The following is an 11,024-nucleotide window of genomic DNA, read 5'->3' on the forward strand; positions in this document are numbered from 1 at the left end:
TGCCGAAGCCTCAGCTCGGCGGCAAGCCGTTGAGCCGCTCACCACCGCTGACGGCAGCGGCGCGTTCGACCCGAACCTGTTCATCTCGGCCGTTGGGTAGGCCGAAATACTCCCGCGCCGGTCTCGGCGGCTTCGATGATGGCCACAACGGAGCGGCCGAACTCGAATGAGAAGGCATGGGCTAATGGGCGGTCATCGTGAAACGCTGCGCCGATCGTCTGCAACATGTTGATGATGCCGGTGTCGCGAAGTGGCTGTAGCTCAGGAGCGATCGCTGCGGGCCGGGGGAGGGGAACCAGTGCACCGTTCTGCTCGAGTTGGGTCGACGGGTCGGTCTCGATTCGCAAAACGCCGTCGGTTCCAGCGACCTGGACGTCGAGCGACGGGGTGACGGCGTTGTCCCACGTCACTTCGACCGCGGCGGCGAAACCTTCGAAGCGCATCACGAGTTGGTCGACGCGCTCAGCAGTCGAGCGCAATGACACCTCGGTCGGGGCGCCATGCCCGTTGATCTGAGCGACCAGCAACAACAGGGCCACCTGGTCGTGTGCAGCCGTGAGCAGGCTCGATTGAGGCCGGGTCGATCGCGAAGAAAGGTTCGTCAACGGACCAACACTGTGACAACGAGCGATCATCTGTTGCACGGCGGTGACGCTGACCGTTGGCCATGCGAACGCGCGCTTGCCAGCAGTCGGACGAGCGATCAGTGCATCGCACTCCGCAACGGTTGACGCGAGTGGCGCCACGGCGATGACATCGGCCCCCGTCGTGACATCCCAACCCAATGAGCGCGCACCGAAGACGGTTGCCTCGGCGAGCGGACTGTCACCCCAGATGTCGACAGGCACTACTTGCCGGCGAGAGCTGCAACGACCGGAGCAAACGCCTCAAGCTCGTCGGGCCCGACAATCACGTAGCTGAACCCGTACTGCTCGCGGCGCGCTTGGATGGTCTCGATCATGTGGTCTGGGCTGCCAATGAGTGCGAAGGGCGATTCTTCGATCATTGATTCTTCAACGCCGATCATCTGGGCCATGCCGGCCACCTGGCCCGCTCGGTCATCGGTGACGCTGACGAAAAAGGTACGGATGTTCATCTCGATGTGTTCGAGCCGTCCCGCCGCCTCGGCGACGTCGGCAACCAGGGCAACCTTGTCGGTGATGACCTCGCCGGTCATCGTGGCGATGGCGTCGGGGCCGATGACGCCGGCATGCAGGGAACCGTTGACGCCGACGATGTCGGCCTGCTGCGCAGCGATGGTGAGAACACGCTTGCCGCCGCCACCGATGATGACTGGCGGGTGCGGGCCTTGCACTGGCTTCGGGAAACCGTTGTAGTCGGTGATTGCGTAGTGCTCGCCCTCGTGTGAGAACGGACCTTCACCCATGGCCGACTTGATGATGTGGAGGCCTTCGACGAAGCGATCGATACGTACGCCGGGGCGGTCGTATTGGATGCCCGCCTGTTCGTAGTCGCTGATCATCCATCCAGCACCGAGGCCGATCTCGACGCGTCCATCGCTGAGCACGTCCATTGTCGCCAACTCCTTGGCGAGCACAACGGGATGCTTGTAGTCGTTGTCGAACACGAGGGCGCTTGCCCGCAGGGTGGTCGTGGAATCGAGGATGGTCTGCAGCGCAGGCACGGGCGCGAGTTGATCGCCGAAGTGATCGGGCATCGTGGCGATGTCGTAGCCGAGTGATTCGATCTTCTTGGCCTGCTCGACCCAGTGATTACGATCGGGAGACACCGAGAGTTGGACACCGAATCGGAAGGGCTTCACCGGAAATCGCGACATCTCAATGACCGTACCCTGGCGCATGCCGGGTGACCCGAATCGGGCGGAAACGGCCACTACTGTCGCACTCACTGTGCGTATCACCGGCTGGCTTCCACGTCTGTTCGCGATCATCGCGGCCGGCGCGCTCATGATCACGGCTGTCGTCGTGGCCGTGGCTCCCAGGGTGTGGCACATTGTGAACGCGCACGAAGAAGTTCCGGTCGTGCTCCCCGAGTTCGAAGCCCTTGCCCAACGCACCTATGTGTATGACCGCAATGGCGAAGAAATCGCCGTGTTCGAGCTGGAGAACTCGCAGCCGATTTCGTACGCCGACATGCCCCCGCAAGTGGTGCAGGCGTTCCTCGTCGTCGAAGACAAAGAGTTCTTCAACCACGACGGCGTCAACGTTCGCTCGCTGATCCGCGCCACGCTGTCGAACTTCGCGAGCGACGCACCGCAGCAGGGCGCTTCCACGATCACCATGCAGGTGGTCAAGAACGACTTCCTCGCCGGTCTGGAACGCGATGGCCGCTACAAGTTGCTGCAGACCCACTACGCACGCATGCTCGAGAAGGAACTCACCAAGGAAGAGATTCTCGAGCGTTACCTCAACACGGTTTTCTTCGGCAACAACGCCTACGGAATCCAGGCTGCAGCCGAGACCTACTTCGGCAAGACCGCCGCCGAGCTGACGTTCATCGAGTCGACGTTTCTTGCCGGCCTCGTTCGTTCGCCGTCTGGCTTCGACCCGATCAACGAACCAGAGCGCAGTCGTGCTCGATGGCTTCAGATACTCGACCGCTTGGTTGGCGAGGAGTACATCACCCTCGAAGAGTCCGAGATTCTCGAAGAGACGTTCGCCCTGCCATCCCGAGTCAAGACCATCCCGACGCGGTCGAGCGAGCGCAGCTACTACACCGAGGCGCTTCGCGATTACCTCCTCAACAAGTCCACGATTCTCGGCTCGACCTACCAAGACCGTTACAACCAACTTTTCCGTGGCGGCCTGCGCATCCACACCACGATCGACAAGAATTTGCAACTGCTGGCTGAGAACGCACACGACGTCCTACCGCCGACCGCTGGCCGTTTTGAGAATGCGATCGTGTCGCTCGACGCGACCAACGGAGCCATTCGAGCGATGGTCGGCGGCTCAGGTTTCGTTCCGAACGAGCGCGAGGTCAACATGGCCCTTGCCCCTCGCCAGACCGGTTCGAGTATCAAGTTCCTCATCCTTGCTGCTGCTGTTCAAGCTGGGGCGCAGGCAGGGGACGTCATCGACGGCGTGCGCGGCTGTCGCTTCGACAATCCCGGTGGTGAGGAACCCTTCTTCCAGATCAACGGTGGTATCCAGGGCAGCGTCACCAACCTGGCGCAACAAACTTGGTCGTCGGTCAACTGTGCGTTCGCTCGCCTTTCACAGATCGTCGGCCTCAACCGCATGGTTGACACGGTCTACCGAGCTGCGAAGTCGCCGTATCTCTATGCAGGCCAGCCTGAGAGCGAACGAGCGGCGATCAACCCCTTTCTGAGCTTCGCGACAGGTGCGAACGAACTCAGCCCGCTCGATATGGCGTCGGGTGTGCAGACAGTGGCCAACGAGGGTGTGCATCATGAGCCCTATTACGTCGAGTTCATCACCGACCCCGAGGGGAAGCGCACGTACACGCACTCCAGCCCGGGCACGGTCGTGTTCGATCGTGAGGCATCGCTCGAAACGATCGACATCTTGAAGGGCGTGATCCGGAGCGGTACCGGCCGCCGCTATCCACTCTCCAACGACCGCGCCGCATTCGGCAAGACAGGCACACAGCAGGACAACACGAATGCTTGGTTTGTCGGCGGCACCCGACAACTTGCCACCGCTGTCTGGGTGGGCGACCCCGACGCGTATACGCCGATGGTTGGCATCCCTGAGTTTCGAGCCGAGGGAGTCAGCAAGGTCCAGGGCGGCCTCTTCCCGAAGCAGATCTGGTCGGCGTTCATGGATCCGGCGCACACCTTGGAACCGTTGCTCGACTGGGATGACCCCCAACCCCCTGAGCGGGCAGATGCTCGTCTGATCCTGCCCGGCAACGAGTGCGCCGTGCGCGTGGTCGGCTTCGAGCCAGGCGAGCCGATCGAGGTGGAGATCGACCCAGAAGCACCCGCCACCACGCTCGCCCCAGGCGAGCCCGAAGTGCCCCCGGAAACGACTCCCGGTCGTCCGATCGTCGTGGCTGTCGACATTGGCACCACGATTGCGCCGGACAACCTCGATCCAAACGCACCGCTTCCCACGGTGGAGATCGGCTTGAGTGTCGGGCCGTGCCGCTGAGGTGGCACACTGAGCAGCGATGACTGACGCTGCTGAACCTGATCCTGAGACGTCCGTAGCCGCTCGGCTGCTGGCATTGCAGCACATCGACACCCAAGCGGATCAACTGCGTGTCAAACGCGAGCGGTTGTCGGAACGAGAACAACTGGCCGCTCAGGAGAAGCAGATGACGGCTTGGGAACAGCGAAGCGCCCAGGTCGCGACTCGACTCGACAAACTCACGTCAGCGATCGAGCAAGCCGAGGCACGCAACGCCGAACTGAGCTCAAGCCGCGATCGTCTTGAGGCGCAGATGAAGACTGTCATTGCGCCACGCGAAGCCGAAGCGTTGATGCACGAGATCGAGACCATCAACGTGCAGCGCGACGAACTTGATGACACCGAGCTGGCGGCGCTCGAGGAGCAGTCAGCACTGGACGACGAGCGGGTCGCCCACCTCGCGTCCGAAGGGGCATTGCGAGAAGCCCTGGGCCAAGCCGACGAAGCGCTGAAGCGAAGGTGTGCCGACATCGATGTCGAACTCGAACAGCTCGGCGAAGAACGTGTCGTCGCTGCCGGCGATCTCGACGAGAGCATTGTGCGCCGTTACGAGTCGGTGCGCTCGTCAGCGGGCGTCGCCGTCGCAGAGCTGAAGGGCCACCGGTGCGAGGGGTGCCATCTCGATCTCTCCGCCGCCGAGGTTGACACCGCCAAGGACGAGTCGGTCGCAGCCGGCTACACCGACTGCCCGCAATGCGGCCGGCTCCTCATCGTCTGAACGATCCGTGTTCTTCTGGTTTATCGGTACCGCGATCTTGGCGGTCGGGTTTGTGTTCCGCGATCCACGTTTTGACTACCGGCTCCTGATTGTCGGGTCGGTGGTCCCGTTGCTCGATGGCGTGTTCGGAGGAGCGCGAGCGTTGCACAGCATCACGGTGAGCATCGGCTTGCTGGCCGTGCTGATGTTGGCTACGTCTGGTCGAAAACCGATCCGAAAGATGTTGTTGGGTCTCCCGATTGGCATGTTCCTCCACCTCGTGTTCGACGGTGCCTGGAACAACACCGACGTGTTCTGGTGGCCGTTCACCGGTGTCGGGTTCGAGGATGATCCGTTCCCGATCACCGACCGTGGACTGATCAGCGTCGCCCTCGAAGCAGTCGGGATTGGGCTCTGCGCGTGGCTGTGGCGAATCAATGGCCTTGGTAGTGCGACACGTCGGGCCACGTTCCGTCACACCGGGGTCCTCATCGCTGCGCCGCAGCGATGAACCTGTGACACACTCAAGTCGTGCTGATTCTCGTTCGCCACGGCCGGACCGCTGCCAACAAAGCCGGCCAGCTCCAGGGTCGTCTTGATCAAGACCTCGACGAGGTCGGTCAGCGGCAGGCAATTGCGGTGTCGGACATGGTGAAGGCGATGGGACCTGTGGATGAGGTGGTGTCGAGTCCGCTCAAGCGTGCGCAACAAACTGCGGCGCAGTTCGGCATGCCGGTCAAAACTGACGAACGATTCCTTGAGTTGTCGTACGGCGTCTTCGAAGGCGTCAAGCACGCTGACGTCCCGTCAGAAGTGTGGACCAATTGGCGCAAGGACTTCGCCTACGTGCCCGACGGCGGGGAGTCGCTGGCGGCGCTCGATGCACGTGTGCGCAGCGCCTGTGTCGACCTGGCTGAGCGGGCATCGGAGTCCAACGTGGTCGTGGTGAGTCACGTGTCGCCGATGAAGTCCGCCGTGGCGTGGGCCCTCGGTGTCGACATTGGCATTTCGTGGACCTGTCACCTCGATCATGCCTCGGTCTGCCGCATTGCGTTCCGCAACGGCAACCCCATCCTCACGACCTTCAACGAGACGGCGACGATCGATTTGGCCCGCCCAGACTGACGACGACCCATGCGAGCCGACGAGTTCGTTCCGCATCGAGCGCGCTCGGCCTCCGTCGCTGGGCGCATCCACGGTTCGCTCGCCCCACGGCACAAGGCTTCGACAATTCGCTGACAGCGAGCAAGTGGTCATCGTCTGAGGGCCGTCGCCGTGACCGCCCGCAGCCATTGAGCCGAGATGGCATTGAGCAGGTCGCCGAGGAGACATGCGAAGCTAGGCGGATGGCTGAGTACCCCTCCGGGACGGTGACGTTCTTGTTCACCGATGTCGAGGGGTCGACACGCCTCTGGGAAGAGCACCCCGATGAGATGCGCCTCGCGCTTGAGCGTCACGACGAGCTCCTCCGATCGGCGATCGCCTCGTTCAATGGGTATGTGTTCTCGACGGCCGGAGATTCGTTCGCTGCAGGGTTCCACTCGGCCGGCGACGCGGTCGGCGGGGCACTTGCCGCGCAGGCGGCGCTCGCGTCCGAGAGCTGGCCGGCCGGGGTCACTCTTCGGGTCCGGATGGGTCTCCACGTCGGCGAAGCCCACGAACGCGAGGGCGATTACTTCGGTCCTGCTGTGAACACGGCGGCTCGGATCATGTCGGCGGGTCACGGCGGGCAGATACTGGCCTCGGCAGCGGTGGTGTCGATCTTCGACCCCTCCGAGTCGTCCGATCTGGGAGAAAATCGACTGAAGGACCTCACAGCCGCCCGGCAGCTGTGGCAGCTGGGAGTGGGCGAGTTCCCGCCGCTCCGAACACTGAACCGGGTGAGTAACAACCTGCCGGTGGAACGCACGGTGCTACTCGGTCGCGATGTTGAGGTTGCAGAGATTGCCGAAATGCTCGCGCAGCATCGTCTGGTGACACTGCTCGGGATGGGGGGAACGGGTAAGACCCGTTTGGCCTCGGCGGTTGCAGCCGATGTCGCGCACGACTTCGCTGACGGCGCGTGGTTCGTCGATCTGGTGCCGACCTCAGGCGCCGACCAGGCCGCAGAGGCGATCGCGACGGCGATGGGCCTGCAGCTCGCCGGGGCAGATCTCGTTGCTGCGCTGGCCAATTTAGTGGCCGATCGGGAGCTGCTGGTTGTGCTCGACAACTGTGAACACATCACCGACGACGTCGCCGACGTTGTCGACGCCTTGCTCGAACGAACGTCGAGGCTGCGATTGCTGGCGACGAGCCGGGAGCCCTTGCAGTTACCCGATGAGCGGCAGGTCCAAGTGCCACCCCTGGACGTCACCGATGGCCTTGCATCGCCGGCAGTCCAACTGTTCCTCACAGCAGCCGAGCGGGTCGGCGCCGAGGTGCCACCCGAAGAGATTGCGAGCGTGACGCAGATCTGTGCCCACCTCGACGGTCTGCCGCTCGCAGTTGAGCTCGCTGCCGCGCAATTGCGTCAGCTCGGCGTCGGAGAGCTCGCGGATCGACTCGATCAACGCTTCGAACTGCTCGCCCGCGGCCGCCGCCAGCGCGGCCGCCAGTCCAGCCTGCAGGCGGTGCTCGAAGACACCTGGCGATGCTCGATGCGACCGAAGAACAGATGCTGCTGCAGTTGGCCGCTTTTCCGGCCGACTTCTCGGCGGATGACGCCGAGGGGGTGGCCGGCGAGCTCAGCTCGATGGCGCCTGCTCGCACGATTGCCGGCCTCGTGGATCTTGGACTGGTGGCATGGAGCATTGACGGACGGCATCGCTTGCTGGAAACGGTCAAGCTTTTCGCCCGTCAGGCGTGGGCAGCGAACGGTGACGCCGACGAGTACCTCGAACGACATACCCGCTGGGTGCTGGCCTGCCTGGACGCGTACGGACCGCAGGCCTGGTTCACCAGTCTCGAAGTCATGCGCTGGGCGAGCAGCCACTACGACGATCACCGAGCGGTGGAGGACCGCCTCACCACCGCCGGCCGAGCCAGCGAGCTCACCCGGTTGCTGTCTGCGCTTACCTTCGCCTACACCTATGACACGGGCACTCGTGCATCGGCCGCCATCGACCGCATCGAACAGCATCTCGAGCGGCTGGATTTGTCTGACCATGAACGTGGTCTCCTGAACCTCGTGATTGCCAGCGCCGGGCTACCGGCGCGGAGGCCCGACTGGATCGAGCGTGGGTCCAGCACCGCCGTCCCGCTGCTACGAGAGCACGGCACTCCCGAGGAGCTGGCGGCCGCTCTCATCGTTAACTCGTGGATGATCGTGTTCCAGGACGGCGAGGCCGCTCTCGTGCTGCTCGACGAGGCACGAGCCCTCGCCGATGCCGCCGACGCGCCCGTTCTCGCCGATGTTGCCAGCGGGTACTTGGTCACTCACTACGCCGTCGCGGGCCGCATCGACGATTCGTTGCAGACGCTCGCAGACCTCAAAGTCCGTGTGGATGGTCGGCCGATGGACTACGGCGGCACCCTCTACGCCTACGGCACGATGGCCGTCCGCTTCATGACCGAACCCGATGCCGCTCGTGCCGCAGGGCAGTATTTGGTCCGCGAGTTCGCCAAGGCGCCCAATGGAGGTGGGGACGGTCGCAACGAGATCTACCTCGTTGCGCTTGCTGCCCGCGGAGACGTCACCGAGACCCGCTCGCTCGTCGCCGAGGCGAAGATCATGGCCAGGCGACAAAGCGGTAACGATGGCCTCCCGGATCTGCTGATTCCTCCCGCGGCGCTGGCGTGGAGACTCGGCCAGTTCGACATCGCTCGGCGCTGGCTGACCGCGATTCGCCGAGCGCCGAAGCCGACCAAGAGCTTCCATATGACGATCATGTACCGCCAGCTCCGTACGGCGGTCGGTTTGCTCGACGAGAACCCACTCGACTCAGCGACAATCGACGACATCTGGGACGAGGCCGTGGCATGGATGGACACGCTCTGAACTGACGGATCGCCCCGGAGATGAGGGGTGAGCCCAGACCACATCTTGATCGAAGCGGGTACCGCTGCTCCCTCGTTCAGCGGTCAGGGTGTGAGCTGAACCGGTGTCGCCGTTGATGCGTCCACGTCATCGGCGCCCAGCGCGTCGTCGAGGTTGCGGTGGAAGTGGCCGATTGCGCTCTCGTTCCGACCGAACACGATGGTGTCGTTAGCGCCAGAGCGGAACCCGCTCTGCACGGCAAGCGACATCTTGGTGTCCTCGACGGCTCCTTCGGCCGCAAGCGAGAGGCCATCGGGCGCAAACTCCTCACCGTCCGGGTTTGGGGCTGCAGTGGTCAACATGAACGTTGTAATGAGGCTCTTGTCGATCGCCAGCGGATCGATCAGCGAGACGAGTGTCAGCTCGGGAAAGGTGGACACGATGGTGTTGGGGAACAAGTGCGTGACGGTGGTGGAGTACCCGCGGAGCCTCCGCTCGGCGGGGCTGACTGTCGCTTGGCGCTCGATGTTCCGATAGGGGTAGGTGACTCGGCTGTGCATGCCGGAGAACTCGATGACGTTCAGGTTGTCGTACTGCACGGGGTAGAACGTCGAGCGGTGCGCCGAACGGATGTGGTAACCCTCAAGGGTCTGCTCAATCAGCACCTTCCAGTTGATCGGCAGTTCTTCCTGGGTCGTTGTGACGAGACGATGCCCGGCGAGTGTGTCGGCGAGCAGCAATTGCGGTGCATCGAGGCCGGTTGATGTCGCTGACGCGTCCCCGTCGGGTCCGGCGACGATGATGAGGCCGTTGGCCTCGCAACTGGCGAGTTCGACCAACGCCCTTTCGTCAGCGATGTTGTCGGGGAATCCGTCAGCGTGGGGGATGTGTGCGATCGAACCGTCGAGGCGGTATGACCAGCCGTGGTAGTTGCAGACGAGCGCCTGCGCGCAGCCTTGGCCGTCAACCATCGCTGCGCCTCGGTGGCGACAGGAGTTGCGAAAAACGCGAGCACGGCCGTCCCGTCCCCGGCTGACGAACAGCGGGACCCCGAGTGTCTCTCGAGCGAGATAGTTGCCCGGTTCAACCACCGAGGCTGCTGGGGCGAACACCGTCGGCATCCGCCGCAGCGCCGTGAGTTCGGCTTGGAATCGCGCCGCATCGCTGTAGTTGCTGACAGGTTCGAACCACGGCTCACCAAGGTCTGTCGTTGAGTCGCGGACGTGGATGAGCACGCGCTCGACGACGTCGGCATCGGTTGCGAAAGACGTCGTCATCGTGAGATTCCCATGAGTCGAGTATCACGAAACCCCCTACGGATGTCAATGTTTGTGTAACAGACGCGAGCCGCAGTATCGCGTTGCTGCGCGACGTTGTCGGCCATCATGAGGGCGTGGCCGCAGCACGAACACAAGCCGTAGGGTTCGAACCATCGCGTCCGCTGACCGCCCGATCCGTGCTCGCCACGGCCTTGCTCGGTGCCCCGAATGGGCGTCTCCCTGTGAGTCATCTGGTACAGGCCGGACGGTTGCTTGGCATCGCCGACGGTGCGGTGCGGACGAGCCTGTCGCGCATGGTCGCTCACGGTGAACTCAGCACTTCTGATGGTGTGTACGAACTCAGCGGAAAGCTCGCCGACCGTCGACACGACATCGACGGTGCGGTTCGGCCTCGGCCACCTGACATCAACTGGGATGGGACGTGGGAGATGGCTGTTGTCCGAGCCGGGTCGCGCTCCGCCGTGCAACGGCACGAGCTCCGGGCGGCTGCCACTCGCCTCCGTCTTGGCGCGCTGCGCGATGGGTGTTGGGCGCGGCCGACCAACCTTGACCGCGAGCGCCACCCCGGAGCGCGTGCAGTCATCGCTCGACAATGCCTGACCTTCCAGAGCGCGATCGCCGACGCCATGCCGGCCGATGTCGAGCAGACATTTGGGCTCATCGAATGGGCGGACAAAGCGCAACGTCTCAATGAGGTGATCGAGGCTCAGCCAGCGGAAGTGATCTCGCAGCCGACGTCAGCTCAGATGCGTGATCGCTTTCTGCTTTTGATCGCAGCAGCGCGGCATCTGCGCACCGACCCGATGCTGCCGGATGAGCTGCTTCCCGATGACTGGCCAGGCGAGCAGCTTCGGGCCGCCTACGACCGGCTGACGCAGACTCTCCGGGGGTACCTCGAAGATGCGGTCACCTCGGGTGGGGCCGCCAACTCCTGAACGGTCGAGTCAACAGCA

At 63.5% G+C, this 11,024-nt stretch carries 10 protein-coding genes and 1 pseudogene; 7 read left to right on the forward strand and 4 right to left on the reverse strand.

The annotated features are described in order from the left end of the window. Positions 1-80: 80 nt before the first annotated feature. Together ACH2DW_RS11395 and ACH2DW_RS11400 are read right to left on the reverse strand one after the other, a co-directional pair. On the reverse strand, positions 81-848 hold the full coding sequence (locus tag ACH2DW_RS11395) for a hypothetical protein (RefSeq protein ID WP_394929870.1): 768 nt from the start codon (positions 846-848) through the stop codon (positions 81-83). Then, complete coding sequence (locus ACH2DW_RS11400) at positions 848-1,798, reverse strand: TIGR03621 family F420-dependent LLM class oxidoreductase (RefSeq protein ID WP_394929871.1); 951 nt, start codon at positions 1,796-1,798, stop codon at positions 848-850. Before ACH2DW_RS11400 ends, ACH2DW_RS11395 begins: the two co-directional genes overlap by 1 nt. Positions 1,799-1,871: 73 nt before the next feature. Between ACH2DW_RS11400 and ACH2DW_RS11405 the strand changes: the two genes are divergently transcribed. The 4 genes from ACH2DW_RS11405 to ACH2DW_RS11420 are packed head-to-tail and all read left to right on the forward strand — an operon-like array spanning position 1,872 to position 5,958. Then, positions 1,872-4,097: a transglycosylase domain-containing protein gene (locus ACH2DW_RS11405; RefSeq protein ID WP_394929872.1), complete on the forward strand. Its 2,226-nt coding sequence runs from the start codon at positions 1,872-1,874 to the stop codon at positions 4,095-4,097. Positions 4,098-4,116: 19 nt separating this feature from the next. Then, entirely contained in the window at positions 4,117-4,854 is a 738-nt protein-coding gene (locus ACH2DW_RS11410) for a zinc ribbon domain-containing protein (protein WP_394929873.1), read from the forward strand. Positions 4,855-4,861: 7 nt separating this feature from the next. Continuing rightward, a complete protein-coding gene (locus tag ACH2DW_RS11415) occupies positions 4,862-5,344 on the forward strand; it encodes a hypothetical protein (protein WP_394929874.1) in 483 nt (160 codons plus the stop codon). A gap of 20 nt (positions 5,345-5,364) precedes the next feature. After that, on the forward strand, positions 5,365-5,958 hold the full coding sequence (locus ACH2DW_RS11420; RefSeq protein ID WP_394929875.1) for a histidine phosphatase family protein: 594 nt from the start codon (positions 5,365-5,367) through the stop codon (positions 5,956-5,958). A gap of 128 nt (positions 5,959-6,086) precedes the next feature. Here ACH2DW_RS11420 and ACH2DW_RS11425 read toward each other — a convergent pair whose 3' ends face one another. Beyond that, positions 6,087-6,290, reverse strand: a complete 204-nt coding sequence (locus ACH2DW_RS11425; RefSeq protein WP_394929878.1) for a hypothetical protein — start codon at positions 6,288-6,290, stop codon at positions 6,087-6,089. On the opposite strand from ACH2DW_RS11425, the pseudogene ACH2DW_RS11430 reads away from it, so the two are divergent. Together ACH2DW_RS11430 and ACH2DW_RS11435 are read left to right on the forward strand one after the other, a co-directional pair. Further along, a pseudogene (locus ACH2DW_RS11430) lies at positions 6,204-7,289 on the forward strand (ATP-binding protein); the annotation flags it as partial. The gene ACH2DW_RS11425 and the pseudogene ACH2DW_RS11430 overlap by 87 nt on opposite strands. Before the next feature lie 176 nt (positions 7,290-7,465). After that, positions 7,466-8,812, forward strand: coding sequence for a hypothetical protein (locus ACH2DW_RS11435; protein ID WP_394929879.1), 1,347 nt, complete (start codon positions 7,466-7,468; stop codon positions 8,810-8,812). Between the two features lie 83 nt (positions 8,813-8,895). Here ACH2DW_RS11435 and ACH2DW_RS11440 read toward each other — a convergent pair whose 3' ends face one another. Beyond that, positions 8,896-10,068, reverse strand: a complete 1,173-nt coding sequence (locus ACH2DW_RS11440; protein WP_394929876.1) for an SRPBCC family protein — start codon at positions 10,066-10,068, stop codon at positions 8,896-8,898. 179 nt (positions 10,069-10,247) lie between these two features. On the opposite strand from ACH2DW_RS11440, the gene ACH2DW_RS11445 reads away from it, so the two are divergent. Beyond that, positions 10,248-11,006, forward strand: coding sequence for a PaaX family transcriptional regulator C-terminal domain-containing protein (locus ACH2DW_RS11445; protein ID WP_394929877.1), 759 nt, complete (start codon positions 10,248-10,250; stop codon positions 11,004-11,006). The last annotated feature ends 18 nt before the right edge of the window (positions 11,007-11,024 follow it).

The organism is uncultured Ilumatobacter sp. (genome assembly GCF_963980585.1).
Classification (GTDB): Bacteria; Actinomycetota; Acidimicrobiia; order Acidimicrobiales; family Ilumatobacteraceae; genus Ilumatobacter_A.

What these genes read in the sequence shown, in the direction of transcription:
- ACH2DW_RS11400 (WP_394929871.1), bottom strand. Translation starts at nt 1,798, where the DNA reads ATGTCGCGATTTCCGGTGAAGCCCTTCCGATTCGGTGTCCAACTCTCG.
- ACH2DW_RS11410 (WP_394929873.1), top strand. Translation starts at nt 4,117, where the DNA reads ATGACTGACGCTGCTGAACCTGATCCTGAGACGTCCGTAGCCGCTCGG.
- ACH2DW_RS11435 (WP_394929879.1), top strand. Translation starts at nt 7,466, where the DNA reads ATGCTCGATGCGACCGAAGAACAGATGCTGCTGCAGTTGGCCGCTTTT.
- ACH2DW_RS11440 (WP_394929876.1), bottom strand. Translation starts at nt 10,068, where the DNA reads ATGACGACGTCTTTCGCAACCGATGCCGACGTCGTCGAGCGCGTGCTC.